The organism is Paenarthrobacter sp. GQ52 (assembly GCF_059759005.1).
Map to the genome: position 1 here is coordinate 1 of NZ_JCAXEJ010000015.1, position 20,017 is coordinate 20,017.

At 63.1% G+C, this 20,017-nt stretch carries 19 protein-coding genes; 11 read left to right on the forward strand and 8 right to left on the reverse strand.

Annotation, left to right across the window (positions count from 1 at the left end):
• Positions 1–55 precede the first annotated feature (55 nt).
• Positions 56–1,570 (reverse strand): XRE family transcriptional regulator, encoded by a 1,515-nt coding sequence (locus AC6CH8_RS16885; RefSeq protein WP_091465280.1) that lies wholly within the window; start codon positions 1,568–1,570, stop codon positions 56–58.
• A 145-nt stretch (positions 1,571–1,715) separates the two neighbouring features.
• Between AC6CH8_RS16885 and aceA the strand changes: the two genes are divergently transcribed.
• Positions 1,716–3,044, forward strand: a complete 1,329-nt coding sequence (gene aceA, locus AC6CH8_RS16890) for an isocitrate lyase (protein WP_091465279.1) — start codon at positions 1,716–1,718, stop codon at positions 3,042–3,044.
• 205 nt (positions 3,045–3,249) lie between these two features.
• Positions 3,250–4,902: a malate synthase A gene (gene aceB, locus AC6CH8_RS16895; RefSeq protein WP_498191573.1), complete on the forward strand. Its 1,653-nt coding sequence runs from the start codon at positions 3,250–3,252 to the stop codon at positions 4,900–4,902.
• Between the two features lie 270 nt (positions 4,903–5,172).
• Here the strand turns inward: aceB and AC6CH8_RS16900 are convergent, their stop codons facing one another.
• Both AC6CH8_RS16900 and AC6CH8_RS16905 read right to left on the reverse strand, forming a co-directional pair.
• Positions 5,173–6,366, reverse strand: a complete 1,194-nt coding sequence (locus AC6CH8_RS16900) for an MFS transporter (RefSeq protein WP_498191574.1) — start codon at positions 6,364–6,366, stop codon at positions 5,173–5,175.
• Positions 6,367–6,448: 82 nt separating this feature from the next.
• Positions 6,449–7,666 carry an ROK family transcriptional regulator gene (locus tag AC6CH8_RS16905; RefSeq protein ID WP_498191575.1) on the reverse strand — a complete coding sequence of 406 codons (1,218 nt, stop codon included), beginning with the start codon at positions 7,664–7,666 and terminating at the stop codon, positions 6,449–6,451.
• A gap of 139 nt (positions 7,667–7,805) precedes the next feature.
• Between AC6CH8_RS16905 and AC6CH8_RS16910 the strand changes: the two genes are divergently transcribed.
• The 9 genes from AC6CH8_RS16910 (at position 7,806) to AC6CH8_RS16950 (ending at position 15,967) form a co-directional block, all read left to right on the forward strand.
• Positions 7,806–8,573: a sugar phosphate isomerase/epimerase family protein gene (locus AC6CH8_RS16910; RefSeq protein ID WP_498191576.1), complete on the forward strand. Its 768-nt coding sequence runs from the start codon at positions 7,806–7,808 to the stop codon at positions 8,571–8,573.
• On the forward strand, positions 8,570–9,691 hold the full coding sequence (locus AC6CH8_RS16915) for a Gfo/Idh/MocA family protein (RefSeq protein ID WP_498191577.1): 1,122 nt from the start codon (positions 8,570–8,572) through the stop codon (positions 9,689–9,691). The genes AC6CH8_RS16910 and AC6CH8_RS16915 overlap by 4 nt, the downstream gene beginning before the upstream one ends.
• An 18-nt stretch (positions 9,692–9,709) precedes the next feature.
• Entirely contained in the window at positions 9,710–10,885 is a 1,176-nt protein-coding gene (locus tag AC6CH8_RS16920) for a Gfo/Idh/MocA family protein (RefSeq protein WP_498191578.1), read from the forward strand.
• Between the two features lies 1 nt (position 10,886).
• Positions 10,887–11,888, forward strand: a complete 1,002-nt coding sequence (locus tag AC6CH8_RS16925) for a sugar phosphate isomerase/epimerase family protein (RefSeq protein WP_498191579.1) — start codon at positions 10,887–10,889, stop codon at positions 11,886–11,888.
• A 231-nt stretch (positions 11,889–12,119) separates the two neighbouring features.
• Positions 12,120–13,148: a Gfo/Idh/MocA family protein gene (locus tag AC6CH8_RS16930; RefSeq protein ID WP_498191580.1), complete on the forward strand. Its 1,029-nt coding sequence runs from the start codon at positions 12,120–12,122 to the stop codon at positions 13,146–13,148.
• On the forward strand, positions 13,145–13,615 hold the full coding sequence (locus tag AC6CH8_RS16935) for a heme-degrading domain-containing protein (RefSeq protein WP_498191581.1): 471 nt from the start codon (positions 13,145–13,147) through the stop codon (positions 13,613–13,615). The genes AC6CH8_RS16930 and AC6CH8_RS16935 overlap by 4 nt, the downstream gene beginning before the upstream one ends.
• Before the next feature lie 86 nt (positions 13,616–13,701).
• Positions 13,702–14,094, forward strand: coding sequence for a hypothetical protein (locus AC6CH8_RS16940; protein ID WP_091465264.1), 393 nt, complete (start codon positions 13,702–13,704; stop codon positions 14,092–14,094).
• A gap of 3 nt (positions 14,095–14,097) precedes the next feature.
• Positions 14,098–14,802, forward strand: coding sequence for an RES domain-containing protein (locus AC6CH8_RS16945; RefSeq protein WP_498191582.1), 705 nt, complete (start codon positions 14,098–14,100; stop codon positions 14,800–14,802).
• Between the two features lie 133 nt (positions 14,803–14,935).
• Positions 14,936–15,967, forward strand: coding sequence for an LLM class flavin-dependent oxidoreductase (locus tag AC6CH8_RS16950; protein WP_498191583.1), 1,032 nt, complete (start codon positions 14,936–14,938; stop codon positions 15,965–15,967).
• Positions 15,968–15,977: 10 nt separating this feature from the next.
• Here AC6CH8_RS16950 and AC6CH8_RS16955 read toward each other — a convergent pair whose 3' ends face one another.
• From AC6CH8_RS16955 to AC6CH8_RS16975, 5 genes are all read right to left on the reverse strand, one after another.
• Positions 15,978–16,727 carry a type II toxin-antitoxin system HipA family toxin gene (locus tag AC6CH8_RS16955; protein ID WP_498191584.1) on the reverse strand — a complete coding sequence of 250 codons (750 nt, stop codon included), beginning with the start codon at positions 16,725–16,727 and terminating at the stop codon, positions 15,978–15,980.
• A 16-nt stretch (positions 16,728–16,743) separates the two neighbouring features.
• Positions 16,744–17,262, reverse strand: a complete 519-nt coding sequence (locus tag AC6CH8_RS16960) for a HipA N-terminal domain-containing protein (protein ID WP_498191585.1) — start codon at positions 17,260–17,262, stop codon at positions 16,744–16,746.
• Positions 17,262–17,546, reverse strand: coding sequence for a helix-turn-helix transcriptional regulator (locus AC6CH8_RS16965; protein ID WP_498191586.1), 285 nt, complete (start codon positions 17,544–17,546; stop codon positions 17,262–17,264). The genes AC6CH8_RS16960 and AC6CH8_RS16965 overlap by 1 nt, the downstream gene beginning before the upstream one ends.
• Positions 17,547–17,649: 103 nt before the next feature.
• A complete protein-coding gene (locus tag AC6CH8_RS16970) occupies positions 17,650–18,318 on the reverse strand; it encodes a response regulator (RefSeq protein WP_498191587.1) in 669 nt (222 codons plus the stop codon).
• The gene (locus tag AC6CH8_RS16975; protein WP_498191645.1) at positions 18,315–19,949 is read right to left on the reverse strand and encodes a sensor histidine kinase; all 1,635 of its coding nucleotides are present in this window, start codon (positions 19,947–19,949) and stop codon (positions 18,315–18,317) included. Before AC6CH8_RS16975 ends, AC6CH8_RS16970 begins: the two co-directional genes overlap by 4 nt.
• Positions 19,950–20,017 lie beyond the last annotated feature (68 nt).

Here is a 20,017-nt window from a genome sequence, read left to right on the forward strand (position 1 = left end):
TGTTGCCGGAACGTGAGCGAGCGTCAGGCTCAAGCCCGCGGGAAGTGATAGAGCGTCAGCGTTCGGAGTGCGCCGCCAGGAACGAGTACACCTCGGTCTCGTCCACGCCGGGGAAGGCGCCGGGAGGCATGGCGGCGAGCAGGTGCGAATGCGCCCGGGCGGACGGCCAGGCGTTGCCGGCCCACTCGTTCGCCAATGACGCCGGCGGACGCTTGCAGCAGTTCGGGTCCGGGCAGTTGGACGTTGCACGGGCGGTGGTCTCCCGGCCGCGGAACCACTTCACGTGTTGGTACGGCACTCCGATACTCAAAGAGAACTCACCGGCAGCTGACCGCTCAGTGCGGGCCGTGCACCAGTAAGTGCCCGAGGGCGTGTCCGTGTATTGGCTGTAAGCGCTGAACTTGTCCGGCACGTCAAACACCGCACGCGACGTCCACGCTTTGCACGACGGCTGCCCTTCAATCGCTCCGGTGTGATCTTGCGGGAAGGTCACGCCGTCGTTCTCGTATGCCTTGTAGATGATGCCGGACTGGTGTGTCTTCTGGAAGTGCGTGGTGATACCCAGGTGCTTGGTGGCCAGGTTGGTGAAGCGGTGTGCGGCAGTTTCGTAGGACACCGCGAAGGCATCCCGGATGTCTTCCACGGCGATTTCCTTTGCGGCCTTGGCTTTTTGCAGGAACTCCACCGTTGCCTGCTCCGGAAGCAGCAAAGCGGCCGCGAAGTAGTTGGTGGCCACTCGCTGCGCCAGGAAATCCCCATAATTCCGCGGAGTTTCATGCCCCAGGACATAGTGTCCAAGCGCTTGCAGGAGCACTGAACGGGGGTCGTGATCCTGGCGTTGGTTCTGCGTCAGATAAATTCTGCGGTTCTTCAAATCGGTCACGGACCGCGTGGAATGGGGGAGATCACCCACGTGGTGCAGGGTGAAACCGAGGTTCTCGGCGATGTCCGCGATGACGTGCTGGCTCAGCGGACCGGTGGTGTAACCCACCCCCTTGAGGACCTTTTGCGCCTCGGCCTCGTACTCGGGGAAATAGTTGCCGCGCTCGCGCATCATGGCACGCAACTCGCCGTTCGCGCGGCGGGCTTCTTCCGGCGTCGCCACTTGCTCGTTAAGTTTGCGTTCGAGCTCCTGAAGCAGCCCCACCTGCGACTCCAGTACATCCAGCGGAAGCCGCGAGCTGATGCGGATTTTGGGCAGGTTGAGGGACTCATACAGGGGTCCCCGCTGGTACCGTTCGAGCTCAATTTCCAAGGCCGCACGGCGGCTCGGCGGCTCGGCTCCGAGCAGCTGATCGATGGTCACGTTAAGTGAGGCAGCGAGCTGCTGAAGGAGCCCCAACTTGGGTTCGCGTTTGCCGTTTTCTATAAGGCTCAGCTGGCTCGGTGCGGTCCCGACGGCGGCACTCAAGTCGTCAAGGGTCAGCCCGGCCTGCTTGCGCAGATGGCGCACGCGGCGGCCAAGGCTGATGACGTCCAGTTCAGGGGACGCAGCGGACAACGACGGCGATGCGACTTCGCGATTCCAGCTCACAGGCGACATTTCTTGAGAATACGCGAAGAAGTGCATTTCTTTCCATAGTTTTCCTCTAGTAACCCTCTTGGAAGTGCAGAAAAGTAGGTCTTACGAAAAAGAAATACAGACCCCGGGCAAGCCGGCCGATGCAGCAAAGGCGCAGCGGAGGCCGGCCCGGGCACCACATAGGAGATCAAAGATGACCGCTTCATTTGAACCAGCAGAGTCGTCCGCTCAGGACACAGCAGGCGAGCAGGCCGCAGCGCTGGAACTTGAATGGTCCGCCAACCCGCGTTGGGAAGGCGTCACCCGCGATTACTCGGCTACTGATGTCGTCCGCCTCCGCGGTCGCGTCTCCGAAGAGCACACCCTGGCCCGCCGCGGCTCGGAGAAGCTGTGGAAGCAGCTCACCGAGGAAGCTCCCACGGGCGGTTACACCAACGCCCTCGGTGCCCTGACCGGCAACCAGGCCGTGCAGCAGGTCAAGGCAGGCCTCCGCGCAATCTACCTCTCCGGCTGGCAGGTAGCCGCAGACGCCAACCTTTCCGGCCAGACCTACCCGGACCAGTCCCTGTACCCGGCCAACTCGGTCCCCCAGGTTGTCCGCCGCATCAACAACGCCCTGCTCCGCGCTGACCAGATCGAATATGCCGAGGGAGTCAAGACTGTTGAGGACTGGTTGGTTCCGATCGTCGCTGACGCCGAGGCCGGCTTCGGTGGCCCGCTCAACGCCTACGAACTCATGAAGTCCATGATCACCGCAGGCGCGTCGGGCGTTCACTGGGAAGACCAGCTCGCTTCCGAAAAGAAGTGCGGACACCTCGGCGGCAAGGTCCTGATTCCCACCCAGCAACACATCCGGACCCTGAACGCAGCCCGCCTGGCAGCCGACGTCGCCGGCACCCCCACCGTGGTCATCGCCCGCACCGACGCCGAAGCCGCAACGCTGATCACCTCCGACGTTGACGAGCGCGACCAGGAATTCATCACTGGCGAGCGCACTGCGGAGGGCTTCTACAAGGTCCGCAACGGGATCGAACCCTGCATCGCCCGCGCCAAGGCCTACGCGCCGTACTCCGACCTCATCTGGATGGAGACCGGCACCCCGGACCTGGAACTGGCCCGCAAGTTCGCCGAATCGGTCAAGGCCGAGTTCCCGGACCAGATGCTCTCCTACAACTGCTCCCCCTCCTTCAACTGGCGCAAGCACCTGGACGACACCACCATCGCCAAGTTCCAGCGCGAACTTGGTGCCATGGGCTTCACGTTCCAGTTCATCACCCTGGCCGGCTTCCACGCCCTGAATTACTCGATGTTCGACCTCGCCCACGGCTACGCCCGTGAAGGTATGAGTGCCTACGTCGAGCTTCAGGAAAAGGAATTCGCCTCCGAGTCCCGCGGCTACACCGCCACCAAGCACCAGCGCGAAGTCGGCACCGGCTACTTCGACGACATCGCAACCGCGCTCAACCCGAACGCATCCACCCTCGCACTGGTCGGATCGACCGAAGAGGGCCAGTTCCACTAACCACTTCCGACGGCGGAACTCACCTCCGGCCTGCGGACCGGCACCGCTCTGCCTGCTATTCCCCGCGTCCCGGCTTCGACCTCGCTGAGCGAGGACGGACCGGGACGCAGGGCCCCTTTTACGCAGGCTCCCGCGGCGCCGGCTCCTTGACCTTGCGCGCCCCTCAGGCGAGTGCCGCCGTCGAACCTTTCTTAGGAGTATTAGAATGAACAGCTTCACTGACAACTTCACTATCAATGGCATCACCATCACCGCGCAGCCCATTTGCCGGCAGAACGAGGTCCTCACACCGGACGCCTTGGAGTTCATCGGCAAGTTGCACAGGGCTACTGCTGATCGTCGTCAGGAGCTGATGCAGGCTCGGCACGCCCGCCGTGGGCAAATCGCGGCCGGCCAGGACCCGCGGTTCCGCCCGGAAACTGAGGGCATCCGGAACGACCCGTCGTGGCGAGTGGCTCCCCCGGCTCCTGGTTTGGAGGATCGCCGCGTGGAGATCACGGGCCCGGTGGATAAGAAGATGACCATCAACGCCCTGAACTCGGGTGCGAAGGTCTGGCTCGCTGACATGGAAGACTCCTCCACACCGACGTGGCGCAACGTCATCCAAGGCCAGCTGAACCTGACCGATGCTTTGGAGCGGCGCATCGATTTCACCTCCCCCGAGGGCAAGGAATACAAGCTCAAAGCTGCCGAGGATCTGCCCACCATCGTGGTCCGTCCCCGTGGCTGGCACCTGCCGGAGAAGCACATGCTGATCGACGGCAAGCCGATCGCCGGCGGCATCGTGGACTTTGGTTTGTTCTTCTTCCACAACGCGCGCCGCCTGCTCGCCCAGGGCAAGGGACCGTACTTCTACCTGCCGAAGATCGAGAACCACCTCGAAGCCCGCCTGTGGAACGACATCTTCGTCCTGGCCCAGGATCTGCTCGGCATCCCGCAGGGCACCATCCGCGCCACGGTGCTGATTGAAACCATCACGGCCGCGTTCGAGATGGAGGAGATCCTGTACGAACTGCGCGACCACGCCTCGGGTTTGAACGCCGGGCGTTGGGACTACATCTTCTCGCTGATCAAGAACTTCCGTACCCGCGGACCGCGTTTCGTGCTCCCTGACCGTGGCCAGGTGACCATGACCCAGCCGTTCATGCGTGCTTACACGGAGCAGTTGGTCCGGGCTTGCCACCGTCGCGGTGCCATGGCGATCGGTGGCATGGCTGCCGCTGTTCCCAACCGCAAGGACGAAGCAGCAAACCAGGCCTCGTTCGAGAAGGTCCGGGCGGACAAGACCCGTGAAGCCAACGATGGTTTCGACGGCTCCTGGGTGGCCCACCCGGACCTGGTGCCTATTTGCCGGGAAGTCTTTGACTCAGTTCTCGGAGACCGCCCCAACCAGTTGGACCGCTCCCGCGAGGACGTAACCCCCGATGACCGGGCACTGATCGACATCGCCAGCACCGAGGGCACCATTACCGAGGGCGGCGTTCGCCTGAACATCGAGGTAGGCATCCGCTACATCGAGTCCTGGCTGCGCGGCAACGGAGCTGTGGCCATCCACAACCTCATGGAAGACGCCGCCACAGCCGAGATCTCCCGGTCCCAGCTCTGGCAGTGGATCCACTCCCACGCCATCACCGACAACGGCGACATCATCACCCGCGAATGGGTGGAAGATATGCTGGACGAGGAATACGCCCGCCTGGAACGCTTCGATGGAGACCGCTTCGCTGACGCCCGCGCCATTTTCGAAGAAGTCACCCTGGCCGAGGAATTCCCCACCTTCCTGACCATCCCTGCGTACGCCCGTTTCCTCACCGAGGCCCGTGAAGAGGCTACGGAAGAGGAACTCGTCGCCGCCTAGATCTACTGGGTAGCGACACCATCAAGCCCCGACGCTGGGCTGCCTGCACTCTTCGCAACAAGTGACCCCGACCGTCGGGGAGGCAGCCCAGCAACGGGGCTTACCTGTGCGCGCAGGCACATCACTCCGCTTCGCTGCCTAGCTGCGCAGCATGCCGTGCGCACGGCACGTTCAGCAGGGAACCCCCGAAACGGGCAGGGCCGGATCGGGGCCAGTGCTGGATCGGGGGCAGGGTTGACCACGGGCAGGGCCGGGCCGGCTCAAGCCCACCTAGCGCTGCCGGGCCACCCAGCGCACGGACAACGTGGTGCACACGCAGAACGCGAGCACCGAACCAAGGATCACAAACAGCGGCACCGTCCAACCCCCGGTAACACTGTGCACGAACCCGATGGCAGTGGGAGCCAACGCAGCGAAGCAGTAGCCAACGCCTTGCACCACGGCGGACATCTTTCCGGCGGCGGCCTGCGATTGTGCGAACTTGATGATGGCAATGAAGATCACTGTGATGCCTCCACCCTGTGCAACACCGCCCAGCGAGGACCACATCCACCACCACGCAGGCGCCAGCAACAGACCCACGGGAACGGTAAGCCACAGCGCGCTCAAGGTGACCGCGACCGCCGTCGTACTGGCGAAACGGGCCAGAAGCGGTACGCCCAGGCCGCCCACAATGGCGAAGATCTGGAAGAGCGACGAGCCTGCACCGGCTTCGGCGGTGCCCATGGCGAGTTCATCGGACAGGAAGCTCGGCAGCCAGGCGGTAACTCCGTAGTAGGAGAACGCCTGGCCGGCGAAGCCAAGTGTGAGACCGACCGTCAGCCACCGAACACCCGCAACACGACCGGACGAGGAAGCCGGAGGAGCAGGAACCGCCAACGGAACAAAGGCCTTCCGAGCCCCAACAGTGGGCACCCAGAACAGGATGGCCGCCAAGGCCAACAATGCGCTCGCAGCCAAGGCAAGCCGCCACCCCATCAGCTCTGCAAGGGGTGCCGTAGCCACGGAAGTGAGGAACGAGCCGACGTTCAGCGCAGCGGTGTAGACGCCCATGGCCGTTGCCTGGCGCCGGGGCGCGAAGTCGCGCCGGATGATGAGCGGCACTGCGATGTTGCCGATAGTGATGGCCACACCAATGATGACGGTGCCCACCATCACCGAAACGCCACCGCCGCTGGAACGGACCACTACGCCGGCCAGCACACCAAGAAGCGTGAGCATCACGGCGACTTCTGCCCCAAGACGGCGGCCCGCCAATGAGGCCAGGGGCGAAGCCAGGGAGAAACAGAGCACGGGGATGCCGGTCAGCAGTCCAAGCTCAACCGGTGAAAAACCGAGGTCCTGCTGAAGGGAGTCCACCACGGGCGCCACGGCCACGAAAGGGCCCCGCATGTTGAGGGCGATCAGCCCGATGCAGGCAAGGATCAGCCAGCCACGGGGAACTTTGGCGAGGAATTGGCTCATTGGACGCATGAAGAAGCAAGGAAATTAGACATCAGTTTCATTGCTATCACGGCGCTACCCGGCAACCGGCATCCGGAAACGCTCATCCCGCTGCTTGGAGGGTGGCCTCAATCACTGATGGAGACAGGACGTGCTGGGTGACCATGTGGCTGGCGCCCAGGATCGCGGCGCGCTGCCCGGCCATGGAAATGCCGATGCGCAGGTGCGTGGTGGCCAGGGGCAGGGAGCGCCGGTAGACCACTTCGCGGATCCCGGCCACCAGATGCTCGCCGGCCTCCCCCACGCTGCCGCCGATGATAATGATGGACGGGTTAAGCAGGTTGACCACGGTGGCCAGCACATCTCCGACGTCACGCCCGGCCTGCCGAAGTGCCTGAATTGCCTGCAGGTTGCCCTCACCAACAAGCCGCAGGACGTCCGCGCCGTTGGTAGCTTCCAGCCCCTGTGACTGTAGCTGGCGCGCGACGGCGGGACCTGAAGCAAGCGCCTCGAGGCACCCGTGATTGCCGCAACGGCAGAGGACGTCGTCGCCGCGCGGGACACGGACGTGGCCGAGATCGCCGGCGGTGCCATTGGCGCCGCGCTGCAATTGGCCGCTGCTAATGATGCCGCCGCCGATGCCCGTGGCTACTTTGACGAACAGGAAGTTCTCGTGGTCCGGCCAATACGCCATGCGTTCGCCGAGGGCCATGATGTTGACGTCGTTATCAACCAGAACGGGAACCGGCAGGGAGCGCTGAACGTACGTGACGACGTCGAATCCGTCCCAGCCAGGCATAATGGGCGGTTTCACCGGGCGACCCGAATCGTGTTCAACGGGGCCGGGTAGCCCCATACCCATGCCGGCCAGGTCGCCCAACTCCCGTCCGGATTCTGCCAAAAGCTCCCGGCCCGCAGTTACGACGCGGCCCAGGACGACGTCCGGACCATCGGCGACTTCCTGCCCCAATCGTCGCTCCGCCAAGACGTTGCCGCCGAGGTCGGTGACGGCAACAATCACGTGAGTAGCTCCGACGTCGACGGCAAGGACCACCCGCGCTGCCGGATTGAAAGCAAAGCGCGACGGCGGCCTGCCGCCTGTGGAGGTCGCTTCACCGGCGGGCCCGACGAGCCCCGAGCTAATGAGCGCGTCAATGCGTGAGGCCACCGTGGAACGGGCCAACCCGGTGGTTTCGGCGAGCTCAGCACGGGTGCGGGCTTTGCCGTCGCGGAGAAGCTGGAAGAGGTTCCCGGCGCGTGAAAGATTGCCGACCTCTGGCGCGGAGGTGTATCCGGCGTCAGTTCCGGCAGCTGTTGTCATCCATTTAGTGAAGCATGATTGCTTATGCATGTCATCCAGCGGAAGTTAATCTGAAAAATCCCGACTTTTGCTAGACGCTCGGCAAAAGTCAATCTAGGCTGAAAGGAGTCCAGAACGCCCCTCCCGGAAAAGGAATCCAATGTCTTATTCGATCCAGCTGTATACCTTGCGGGACGCTCTCCGGGAGGATCTGCCGGGCACCATAAGGAAGGTTGCAGAGATCGGCTTTACGCAGGTGGAGCCGTACAACTTCGTGGCCACGGCCAAGGAACTGGGCGCGGCGTTGAAGGAGAACGGCCTGACCGCTCCGTCCGGGCATGCCCCGTTGTTGTCCCAGGACCAGGACGAGATCTTCGCCGCAGCCAAGGAATTGGGCATCACCACGGTGATCGATCCCTTCCTTCCCGCGGAGCACTGGCAGGACGCCGAAACCATCCAGGCCACGGCCGCCAAGCTCAACGCAGCAGCCAAGAAAGGTGCTGACTACGGCATCCGTGTGGGGTACCACAACCACGCTTGGGAGCTGGAGTCCACCATCGAGGGCAAGACCGCACTGGAATACCTCGAGGGTTTGCTGGATCCGGAACTGGTCCTGGAAGTAGACACGTACTGGGTTGCCGTCGGGGGCCAGGATCCGGTGGAACTTCTGGCCCGCCTGGGTGACAGGGTGAAGCTCATTCACATCAAGGACGGCCCGGGCAACACTGACACCAAGGCCCAACAGCCCGCCGGCCAAGGCACCATCCCAGTCCTGGACGTCATTGCCGCAGCCAAGTCCTTGGAAGTTGGCGTGGTTGAATTCGATGACTATTCAGGTGACATCTTCGAAGGCATCACCCAGAGCCTGGCCTACCTGACCGCGGCAGCCAGCGCCAACGCAGCAAGCGCAGAAGGAGTGCAGGCATGAGTTTCGCCCCTTCCACCCGCAAAGGCCCCGTGGGCGTCGCCGTCATCGGTGCCGGCAACATCAGCAAGCAGTACCTGGACAACCTCACGGTCTTTCCGGATCTGAAAGTCCTGGTCATCGCGGACCTCTTCGTCGAAACCGCGGAAGCACGGGCCAAGGAATACGGGATCGCCGAATTCGGCACGCCCGAGCTGGCACTGAACCATCCCGACGTCGAACTCATCATCAACCTCACCATCCCGGCCGCGCACGTCGAAGTCGCCACCGCTGCAGTCAACGCCGGGAAGCACGTCTGGACCGAGAAGCCTTTCTCCCTGGACCGCGAATCCGGGCTCGGCCTGCTCAAAGCAGCCGACGCCGCCGGTATCCGCCTTGGCACGGCCCCGGACACTTTCCTCGGAGCGGGCCTGCAGACCGCCCGCCGGATCATCGAACGCGGCGACATCGGCACCCCGCTGACCGGCATGACCACCTTCCAAACCCCCGGCCCCGAATCCTGGCACCCCAACCCGGCCTTCCTGTTCCAGCAAGGAGCCGGTCCCCTGTTCGACATGGGCCCGTACTACCTCACCGCCCTGATCCAAACCTTCGGCTCGGTCCGCAAGGTGGCCGCCGTCGGCTCCTCCGCCAAAGCCACCCGCATCATCGGTTCCGGACCCAAGGCGGGCGAGGAATTCGCCGTCGAGGTCCCCACCCACGTCTCCGCGATGGCACAGTTCGAAGGCGGCCAGTCCTCCCACAGCGTCTTCTCCTTCGAGTCCCCGCGCCAGCGGATGGGATTCGTGGAAATCACCGGTTCCGAAGCCACCCTGTCCCTCCCGGACCCGAACTACTTCGACGGCGACCTGAAGCTTTGGCGGCCCGGTGCCGACGAACCCGAAATCATCTCCGCCACGGGTCCGGCGAACGGCCGTGGCATGGGAGCCTTGGACATGGCCCGCGCCATCCGAACCGGCGCCCCGCACCGCGCCACCGGTGAACTCGCCTACCACGTCCTGGACACCATGGTCTCCATCACCGAATCCGTCGAGTCCGGCACCTTCGTGGACGTCACCAGCAACGCCCCCGTCTCCGCTGCCCTCCCCGAAGACTGGGCACCCGAAACAGCAACCCTTTAAGAACGGGCGACGAACATCATGACTATCCCTACCCCCTCCCCGCTGGGCGTTGCGGTCATCGGCTACGCCTTCATGGGCAAGGCACACTCAAACGCGTGGCGGAACGTAGCCAGCTTTTTCGACGTTCCGGCCTTCGAGCAGAAAGTGCTCGTCGGCCGGGACGCCACCCAGGTGGCCGAAGCTGCTGCCAGGTACGGCTGGGCCGAGTCCGCCACTGACTGGCGTTCCGTCATCGAACGGGACGACATTCACGTCGTGGACATCTGCGCACCGGGCTGGATGCACGCCGAAATCGCGACTGCCGCCCTGGAAGCGGGCAAGCACGTCCTGGTGGAGAAGCCGCTCGCCAACACTCTCGGCGAGGCTGAGTCCATGGTCGCCGCAGCCGCTTCAGCCCGGAGCCGCGGCGTGCAGTCGATGATCGGCTTCAACTACCGCAGGGTCCCCGCATTGGCACTGGCACGCGAACTCATCGCTGAAGGCCGCCTCGGCACCGTCCGGCACATCCGCGCCGCGTACTTGCAGGACTGGTTGACCGACGCCGAGTCCCCCATGACCTGGCGCCTCCGTAAGGAGACGGCCGGCTCGGGCGCACTGGGCGACATCGCCTCGCACGCCATCGACCAGATCCTGTACCTCCTGGACGATGCCGTCACGGAGGTTTCCGGCCGACTTCAGACCTTCGTCGATCAGCGCCCCGGCGCAAATGGTCCCGCTGGCGGGCTGGAGGATGTCACGGTCGACGACGCCGCCTGGGTTAACCTGTCGCTCGCCTCCGGAGCAATCGCCTCGGTGGAAGCCTCCCGCGTGGCTACGGGCCAGAAGAACTCCCTCAGGCTCGAGATCTACGGTTCACTCGGTTCGCTGACGTTCGACCTGGAGAACCTCAACGAACTCAATTTCATGGACACCACAGTGCCAGTTCGTGAACAGGGATTCCGGAGGATCCTGGTCAACGAACCCGAGCACCCGTACCTCGGAGCGTGGTGGCCGCAGGGTCACATCATTGGCTGGGAGCACACTTTCACCCACCAGATCCGGGACTTCCTGACCGCAATCGCGGCCAGTGAGGCACCGTCGCCGTCGTTCGAAGAGGGCCTGAACGTCCAGCACATCCTGGCGGCCGTGGAAGAATCCGCGGCAGCCAAGGGTTCACTCATCCAGCTCAACGCATCCGTTACTGAAGGAGCCTGACATGCCCCGCCCGTACACCTTGTTCACCGGCCAGTGGGCCGACCTCCCCTTTGAGGAAGTCGCGCGCCTTGCCTCCGGTTGGGGCTATGACGGTCTGGAGATCGCCGTCTCCGGGGACCACCTGGACGCCTGGCGCTGGGACGAACCCGGCTACGTCGAGTCCAAGCTCGCTGTCTTGGAGAAGTACAACCTGAAGGTCTGGGCCATCTCCAACCACCTCAAGGGCCAGGCCGTCTGTGATGACCCCATCGACTTCCGCCACGAAGCCATTGTCGGCTCGCGCGTCTGGGGTGATGGGGAACCAGAAGGCGTCCGCCAACGCGCAGCCGAGGAAATGAAGCACACCGCCCGCCTCGCAAAGGCACTGGGCGTGGATACCGTGGTCGGGTTCACCGGCTCCTCCATCTGGCAGTACGTCGCCATGTTCCCGCCCGTCCCGGAAAAAGTCATCGAGGCCGGCTACCAGGACTTCGCCGACCGCTGGAACCCCATCCTGGACGTCTTCGACGAACAAGGCGTCCGTTTCGCCCACGAAGTCCACCCCTCCGAGATCGCCTACGACTACTGGACCACCGTCCGGACCCTCGAAGCGATCGGTCACCGGCCCGCGTTCGGCCTGAACTGGGACCCCTCCCACTTCATGTGGCAGGGAATCGACCCCGTGTCCTTCATCTGGGACTTCAAGGACCGGATCTACCACGTGGACTGCAAGGACACCAAGCTGCGCCCCACCGGCCGGAACACGGTCATGGGCTCCCACTTGCCCTGGGGTGACCCGCGCCGCGGCTGGGACTTTGTCTCCGCAGGACGCGGCGACGTGCCCTGGGAATCGTCCTTCCGCGCCCTCACCGCCATCGGTTACGACGGACCGATCTCCGTGGAATGGGAAGACGCCGGAATGGACCGCCTCCACGGCGCCCCCGAAGCCCTCGCCGCGCTGAAGAAGTTCGACTTCCCGGCGTCGCAGACCTCCTTCGACGCGGCCTTCAGCAGCAAGGACTAGGAAAGGACCGGCGTGGTCCGCCCGACCTGAACAATGACCATAGCGTCCGACGGCGGCGCTACCGCATGCGTGTTTTGACCGAGGACTGGACCGTTCCCCTCCATACATGGCCACTTTTCGGCGGCCAAGGTACCCTCAACGTCAACAGTTGGTCGCCGGATTCCGAGCGTTTTGCGTTTGTGGCGTACCCGCTCACTGACTCGTTTCCAGATTCCGCAAAGGACTAAGCACGTGACCCTCAGCAATGGCACCTCTGACGGAACGATCCGCTGGGGAATCCTCGGCACAGGATTTATCGCCGGGCTCCAAGCGCAGGACCTAAAGGAGAACGGCTTCGCAGTGCAGGCCGTCGGCTCCCGCTCCTTGGAATCGAGCAAGGCGTTCGCAGAACAGTACGGCGTTGCCACGGCGCATGGCAGCTATGAGGATTTGGTGGCCGACCCTTTGGTTGACGTGGTCTACATCGCCACGCCCCACCCCTTCCATCACGCCAACGCGCTGCTGGCGTTGAACGCGGGCAAGCACGTGCTGGTGGAGAAAGCGTTCACCATGAACGCCCGCGAGGCACAGGACATCGTTGACCTGGCAGAGTCCAAGGGACTTGTGGCCTTGGAGGCCATGTGGACGCGGTTCCTGCCGCACATGATCCGTCTCCGGGAGCTTGTTGCCGCCGGTGCTATTGGCGAGGTCCGGAAGGTGGTGGCCACACATAACCAGAGCCTTCCCAAGGATCCTGCCCACCGGCTCAACGATCCCGCACTCGGTGGCGGAGCGCTGCTCGACTTGGGCATTTACCCGATCTCCTTTTCTTTCGACATTTTAGGTACGCCTGCGTCGATCAAGGCCAGCGCCTCCATGTCGGCTACCGGCGTGGACCGGCAAACGGCGGCAATCTTCGAATACGCCAGCGGCGCCCAGGCAATTGTGGATTGCGAGCTCGACGCCGCCAGCGCCAACCGTGCCATGGTCATCGGGACCGAAGGGTGGATCGACATCGAACACACCTGGTACAACCCGGTTCCGTTCACGGTTCACGCCGTGGATGGCACTATTGTGGAGCGCTACGACCAGCCCGTGAACAGCCGGGGCATGCAGTACCAGGCAGCAGAACTCGAACGCCTGATCCGCGCCGGCGAAACTGTGGGGATCATCCTGCCGACGGCCGAGACCGTGGCCATCATGGCGGCTATGGATGAGATTCGGAAGCAAATCGGCCTTCGCTACGAATCTGACACTGTCCTGGAAGGAACCCAAGAATGAGTGATTCACCGCGCCTTGCCGAACTCCGTCAGCAGGAAGAAGAACTGGTCTTTTCAAGTTTCGACAACCACGATGCCTGGCGGCTCGGCTCGCTGATCGCCAACCACGCCATTGCATCGGAGTTCGGCGTGGCTATAGATATCCGGCGGCACAACGTTGTCCTCTTCCGCTGCGTCCTGCCCGGTTCCACCGCCGACCAGGAAGAGTGGATCCGCCGCAAGTCGGCAGCCGTGCTGCGGTTCGAGCACAGCACGGCGCTGTTGGGTGAGCAGTTTGCCGAACGTAACCCGCTTGGCGGCGGGTGGCTGGCTCCGGAGGACTACACGCTCGACGGCGGTTCATTCCCCATCCGGGTCCGCGGCGCCGGCGTGATCGGCGCGATCACGGTGTCCGGCTTGTCGTCTGACGAGGACCACCAGATGGTGGTGGACGGAATCCGCAACTATCTGAAGACTGTGGGGGTTTAGGGCGCTACGCACCTTGGTATTTAGGGTGTGATCAAGATTGTGTTTCAACCGTTGAAACGACGTGTCAGCCGTGTCAGTATGGGGTAATGACAGCAGTTGCAGGGGCCCGCGGAGGGCTCAAGGCCCACCAGGATTCCATCAGGTTGCCCGAGGCTGAGCTGGTCCGTGACCTCAGGGACATTCTGGGCGCAAAGCTTGTCGCCTACATCGGCTCGGTGAAGGAAACCCGCGCGGTACGACAATGGGCCGACGGCGAGCGAAAACCCTCCGCGGAGGTCATGACCCGTCTCCGGCACGCCTACCACGTCGCCGCCCTGTTGGCCGAGCGCGACTCCAGGGCTGTAGTCCAGGCCTGGTTTCAGGGTATGAACCCGCAATTGGACGACGTCCCACCAGCCAGGCTGCTGCGCGAAGGGCATGTTGATGAGGCAGCACAATCGGTCCTTGCCGCTGCCCGGGCCTTCGCGGCCGTCAGCTAACGGATGGCGGAGAACGAACTGGCCATCATCCCAGCGTCTGAAACGGTGTGGCGCATCGGATTCCTCCCCGAACCCTGGGCATGGAGCGGATGGGAATGGGCCGCCGATGGGCGCTTCCCCGGCCGCGGGGATGATGTACACGGCAACTTCCGTACCGTCTATGCAGGGTCAAGCCTAAAGGCGTGCCTTCTAGAGGTCCTCGCCGGTTTCCGGCCCGACCCTCGGCTCGCTTCGGAACTGGACGCGATTGTAGAAGACGACGAGGACCAAGTGCTGTATCCGAGCGTTCCTCCAGGGGAAGTCCCCCGGGAATGGCTGGAGGCTCGCGCCGCGACCCGTGCCGAGCTCTCCGGGCACTACTGCGCCGTCACCGCATCCCAAACCGTGGCAGCCCTGTACCCGCAATTTATCGCCGTGGCCTTGAGCCTCGGACTGGCTGACTTTGATGCCGCAGCGTTGAAGGATGCCAAGCCCCGGAAACTGACTCAGGCCATCGCGGCCTGGCTCTACGAGCGAACAACAGTCGACGGGGTCACGTTTGCCTCCAGGCATGGCGACGACCTTCGCTTGTGGGCGGTGTTTGAGCGGCCGGAAGACCCCGCGGTCAGCCCGAAACTTGGTCAAACGCAGATGGTTGATCTCGACCATGATGCTGAGGCCATTAAGGAAGCATTCGTAACCCTCAAGCTCACGTGGCGCTATGAATAGTGCATTTCTCGGCATCTTCAGCCCCACCTTGGCACGCAGCCGCGCCCATCACAAAAGGTAACCTCCCGCCGTCGTCGTTGGTACCGGCACTTATTCTGGGCAGTAGCCGCCCCGCCAAACGCGAAGGAATGCCATGCCTAGCCCTGAAAGTCCCCTCCGCAAGCTCGGATTCCTGACCATCGGGCTATTCGACCCCGCTGATCCAGCTGCCGGCCACCGGTCGACGTTGGAGATCATCGAGCTCGGCGAGCACTTGGGATTCGACAGCGCCTGGTTACGCCACCGTCACCTGCAGTTCGGCATCTCCTCCCCTGTCGCGGTGATGGCCGCCGCCAGCCAGCGCACGTCCAGGATTGAGCTCGGCACCGCAGTGACCCCGCTGGGTTGGGAGAATCCCTTGCGGCTGGCGGAGGACCTGGCCACGGTGGATCTGCTTGCTGGGGGACGGATCAATCCGGGCCTGAGCGTGGGCGAACCGATGCACTACGACACCGTGAAACATGAGCTCTATCCGGAATCTTCAGACACAGAGGACTTCTCATACGCCCGCGTAGAGCGGTTTGCCCGCCTGGTCGCCGGCGAAAAAGTCCGGGACTTCTCCGGCAAGCAGGGCGTTGTGGAGGAATTCTCCAACCGGGTGGAGCCGCACTCTCCCGGACTACGCAGCCGCCTTTGGTACGGGGCGGGAAGCATGAAGTCTGCCGTGTGGGCGGGGGCAAACGGCTTCAACCTGCTCTCCAGCAGCGTCATTTTCCCCGACAAGGATCAAGATCCGGACTTCGCCAAGGTACAGCAAGCGCAGATTCGGGCCTATCGCGAGGCCGCCCACGCGTCCGGAAATACTGCCAGGGCGTCGCAGGGCTTAGTGGTGATCCCTACCGATTCCGCCTCGAATGCGCAGCGGGAGAAGTACCAGCGGTACGTCGACGAACGCTCCCCGCGCACGAGTTCTCCGCAGGGGCCCAAGGGCATGCTGTTCGCCCGGGATCTGATCGGCACCAGCGACGAAATCGCCGAGCAACTGTACGCCCATGAGGGTTTCCAGGAAGTGGACGAGGTGGCTTTCGCGCTACCCTTCAGCTTCGACCACGATGACTACGTGCAGATCCTCACCGACATCGCGGAGAAGTTAGGCCCGGCTTTGGGATGGAAACCGACCGCATGAGACGAGTCGCTCAGTTCCTTCGGCGAAAGTGCCCCCGAACAAGTTTCCCCGCACGCATATGCTCGGGCACCCATACATCACCGTGCGATTTCGGGGGTACCGGCGTAGCCGGTCGGCCCATGTCTATCACAGCAGGGGCGGGAGCCAGGGATGCCATTCGCTTGGCATTCTCACCTTCGAAAGCCTTGGTCATGTAGTCAAGAGAGTCAGGTTCAGCTCCGAGGTTGAGGGCCTCCTCCCGCCAGTGGGATACCGCGTTGGCGACCTGCTGCAGCCGTCCAATGGCTGCGTTCCTTGTCAGTCGAAAAGCATCTGCGTACTCCAGCAGGTCCCGAACGTCCCTGTCGAAGAGTCCGCCATTTGGGGTGAGCGGCGTTTCTGATGTACCTTTCGGCACCGGGTTCACGTCGAACGACGGTGACAGGCGCCAGCCTTTATTGGTTCGCAGAAGCCCGTGGTTTCTCATGTGGTCATCGGTGTTGTTGACCATGGCAATGAAAGCGGCGCGGCTGAACATCTCATTGGCATCCTGAGCGGGTTCCGCTGAGATATGTGCAACTTCGGAGGCGATTTTCACATAATCAGGGTGCGGGTACGTGTCCAGCTGGAGGGCCGTGCGCACACTCATGTACGGGATACTCCGCTCACCGTCGCGGTCAAACCGCCGGGTGAGGAAGATGTGGGAGAACTCCGAAAGCTGCATGAGCCGCGACTCTGCGACCCTTATGCCTGCCCGCCGCTGGAGTCGGATGGCAACCATTTCCCATAGTTGCACGTTACCGACGTCCGATGTCTAAGGAGTTCTCCGCCTTGACCTCTCCCGTTTCAGCGAAGAGCCTGGCTTCTTGCGCGAGCACCCTGAGGTCGCGAATTCCTGCACCCCGGCCCCATGAAGACAGGAACTGGCCTTTCTCCCTGAAGCGAAGTGCGCCCTGTCTGGTCGCATCATTGACCAACAGCAGGTAGCCGGCTTCCCCTGTAGGCGGAATGCGGCCGGTCCCCTTGGCGATGGCCTGTTGGCGCAGTTCCTCGAACAAAAGCTTCTTGCCCCAGTCTTCCGGGGAGGCATCCTGGAACGCCCCGAACAGCTCGCGGCCCTGTGTTGGGCTCTGGGGGCCGCGTCGCAAGGGTAGCTCCGGGGAGACTTCGAATGCTTCTGCAGAGGACATCCAGCTGTCAGCGTAGGTGACGGAGAGGTGCTCCCGAGAGGAAAGCCCATCCGTTTCAATGTCCATCACGCCGGCCAGGGTGTCGTTAACGAGCACCTCTACGCGCCTGATCGTTCGGGCAGCCACTATTTCCTCCTAGGGGCGCGCTGCCTGCCGAGCAGGTGTGCCCGCGCCCTGCCAAGATCAGTATTCAGGGGATCGACAGCACTAATGAGGTCTTCAGCAATGCCCAACACAGCGGCAATCTTCATCAGGTGCTCGATCTTTCCCCCCTCACCTGTTTCCAGGCGCATGATCGTAGGACGCGATACATCAGCACGTTCAGCGACAAGCTCCTGAGACAAGCCCAGAATGATGCGCCGACTCCGCAGGTTCTCACCCAGACGGCGCATTCCCTCACTACTGTTCATGTAGCTATCTTGTGACATTATTTGAGTTAATGCAACAAAATAGCTACCTTAGATAGTCCCGCTGACGGCCGTGAGGCAGCGCCCGCATGAGGCGCCCAGCGGATCACCGCCCCTTCAGCACGTATCGCCTTTCAGGGCGTCCGACGCCGTATTTGAGTCTGACCTCCAGCGCCCCCTCGTCGTGGAGGTACTCAAGGTAACGCCTGGCGCTCACGCGGGAGGTACCCACCTGCTCGGCGAGCTCGGCGGCAGAGAGGTCACCCGGCGCTGTTTTCAGTGCTGATTCAACAAGTTCGAGCGTCTCCACGCTGCAGCCTTTAGGCAGGGTCCGCTCGGAAACGCCCAAGCCGAAGACGCGGTTCACGTCGGACTGCTCGGCCTCCACCTTGGAGGCGTCCAAGCCTTGGTAAGCACTGAGGTAATGCTCCAGCCTCTCCTGCAGATCGGCCTGGGAGAAGGGTTTGATGAGGTAGTGGACGATCCCGCCGCGCAAGGCCTTTCGGACGGTTTCCACCTCGCGGGCAGCGCTGATGACCAGTACATCAAGGTCCGGTGCAACATCGCGCAGCTGGTGCATGAGTTCCAACCCGTTGATGTCCGGGAGATGGATGTCCAGCAACACGAGGTCGGGCTGGAGCCTTTGCGTTTCCACCAGGGCCTGAGCACCCGTATGTGCTACGCCCACCACCCCGAAGCCCGGCGTCCGTTGGATGAACCCGGCGTGGACCTTGGCCACCATGAAGTCGTCGTCGACGATCAGTACCTTGATCACGGCTGCATTGTCCCCTTCGTGGAGTCTAGTTTGTTGGAGTCGGAGCCGGGTTGGTCCGAGTTAGAGGTCTTTTTGTTGAAGCGTGCAGTGAACACTGCCCCGTCATCATTGGACACCGTCAGGTCACCTCCGGAGCGCCGGCAGATGACCCGTGACAACGCCAACCCAAAGCCCCGCGCATCGCCCGGTCCAGGCTCTTTCGTGGAGAAGCCTTGTCGGAAAATATCCTCTGCGGAGCCGGAAGGAACGCCGGGGCCGTTGTCCCTGACGGTGACCGTGGCGGCGTCACCCGAGTTAACCACCAGCACTTGGACCGAGGCCCCGGGAAATCCAGTAACGGCGTCGAACGCGTTATCCACCAGGTTTCCCACCACGGTGGTGAGGTCGCGCGACAGTTCCTCATTGACGCGCGGCAGGGCGGACTTCGGATCCAGCTTCAGCTCCACTCCGCGCTCCGTTGCCAGGCTGGCCTTGGCAATCAGCAGGGCTGCGAGCGCAGGGTCCTCGATGCGGCTGGTGACGTCGTCGTTGAGCCGCGTCCGGTCCACGGTGGCTCCGTTGACGAACTGCACCACGGAATCGTATTCGCCTATCTGGATCAGGCCGGAGATGACGTGGAGTTGATTGGCGAACTCGTGGGCTTGGGCCCGCAAAGTGTCGGTCACGGTCTTGGTAGCGCCGAGTTCACTCTCCAGGGAGGACAGCTCCGTCCGGTCCCTCAACGTGGTGACGGAACCGATGTCGCGTCCGTGGGAACGCAGGGCAACGCGGTTCATGACCACCAGCCTCTCCCCCACGAGGACCAATTGATCCGCGTCTGACTGTTCGCGGGTGAGGACTATTTTCAGCGCAGGGTCTACGTGGAGGGATCGCAACTTCTTACCCACACAGTCCGGCGGCAGGCCAAGGAGCTGCCTGGCGCTCTCGTTGGCCACCGTGATGCGCTCGTGGGGATCCAGAGCGACCACGCCTTCCTTCAGGCCCTGCAGCATCGCTTCACGGTTCTCCACGAGACCGGTGATTTCCCGAGGTTCCATACCGAGGGTTTGCCGTTTGACGCGGCGGGACAACAGGAGGGATCCGGCGACGCCCAGGACGCTGGCGACACCCAGATAGGTGAGCAAGTTGGGAACGGCGTCGCCTAGTCGCTCAATGGTGGATGGGTAATTCCTGCTGATGGACGCAACGCCGATGACGTTTCCGGAATCGTCCAGGACGGGGACGTGGGCGGACAGCACTGCTCCGCTGCTGCCTGGCAGGACACCTGTCCAGGCGCGCCCTTCCATCACTTGGCTCTCACCTAACGGCAGGGGTTGTCCCAACAGGCTGGGATCCGATGATGCCACCATGGTGCCGTTAAGTTTGGCGAGTGCCACATGCGATGATCCCGAAACGGTTCGCACGGATTCGGCCACGGCCGGGAGGGCTGAACCCACGCGCGGTTCGGCCTCCGGCAGCAGCGCGCGGACAGTGGGGTTGCTGCCCAAGGCTTCAGCAGCCAGCAGTGCACGACGCCCTTCATTCCGCTCGAAGGTGGCGGCGGATTGGGCCAGTGAAATGGCAACAACGGCAACAAGAACTGCCAGGACGATCAGCAACTGCAGCACAAGGTACTGCCCTGCCAGGGACATGCCTCTTCTTCGAGACAGTCGAGTGAGTCGAGTCACTGCCGGGTTCCTTCGGTGGCGCCTGGGAGGGG

What these genes read in the sequence shown, in the direction of transcription:
- AC6CH8_RS16885 (WP_091465280.1), bottom strand. Translation starts at nt 1,570, where the DNA reads ATGCACTTCTTCGCGTATTCTCAAGAAATGTCGCCTGTGAGCTGGAAT.
- aceA (WP_091465279.1), top strand. Translation starts at nt 1,716, where the DNA reads ATGACCGCTTCATTTGAACCAGCAGAGTCGTCCGCTCAGGACACAGCA.
- aceB (WP_498191573.1), top strand. Translation starts at nt 3,250, where the DNA reads ATGAACAGCTTCACTGACAACTTCACTATCAATGGCATCACCATCACC.
- AC6CH8_RS16900 (WP_498191574.1), bottom strand. Translation starts at nt 6,366, where the DNA reads ATGAGCCAATTCCTCGCCAAAGTTCCCCGTGGCTGGCTGATCCTTGCC.
- AC6CH8_RS16905 (WP_498191575.1), bottom strand. Translation starts at nt 7,666, where the DNA reads ATGACAACAGCTGCCGGAACTGACGCCGGATACACCTCCGCGCCAGAG.
- AC6CH8_RS16910 (WP_498191576.1), top strand. Translation starts at nt 7,806, where the DNA reads ATGTCTTATTCGATCCAGCTGTATACCTTGCGGGACGCTCTCCGGGAG.
- AC6CH8_RS16915 (WP_498191577.1), top strand. Translation starts at nt 8,570, where the DNA reads ATGAGTTTCGCCCCTTCCACCCGCAAAGGCCCCGTGGGCGTCGCCGTC.
- AC6CH8_RS16920 (WP_498191578.1), top strand. Translation starts at nt 9,710, where the DNA reads ATGACTATCCCTACCCCCTCCCCGCTGGGCGTTGCGGTCATCGGCTAC.
- AC6CH8_RS16925 (WP_498191579.1), top strand. Translation starts at nt 10,887, where the DNA reads ATGCCCCGCCCGTACACCTTGTTCACCGGCCAGTGGGCCGACCTCCCC.
- AC6CH8_RS16935 (WP_498191581.1), top strand. Translation starts at nt 13,145, where the DNA reads ATGAGTGATTCACCGCGCCTTGCCGAACTCCGTCAGCAGGAAGAAGAA.
- AC6CH8_RS16940 (WP_091465264.1), top strand. Translation starts at nt 13,702, where the DNA reads ATGACAGCAGTTGCAGGGGCCCGCGGAGGGCTCAAGGCCCACCAGGAT.
- AC6CH8_RS16945 (WP_498191582.1), top strand. Translation starts at nt 14,098, where the DNA reads ATGGCGGAGAACGAACTGGCCATCATCCCAGCGTCTGAAACGGTGTGG.
- AC6CH8_RS16950 (WP_498191583.1), top strand. Translation starts at nt 14,936, where the DNA reads ATGCCTAGCCCTGAAAGTCCCCTCCGCAAGCTCGGATTCCTGACCATC.
- AC6CH8_RS16955 (WP_498191584.1), bottom strand. Translation starts at nt 16,727, where the DNA reads ATGGTTGCCATCCGACTCCAGCGGCGGGCAGGCATAAGGGTCGCAGAG.
- AC6CH8_RS16965 (WP_498191586.1), bottom strand. Translation starts at nt 17,546, where the DNA reads ATGAACAGTAGTGAGGGAATGCGCCGTCTGGGTGAGAACCTGCGGAGT.
- AC6CH8_RS16975 (WP_498191645.1), bottom strand. Translation starts at nt 19,949, where the DNA reads ATGTCCCTGGCAGGGCAGTACCTTGTGCTGCAGTTGCTGATCGTCCTG.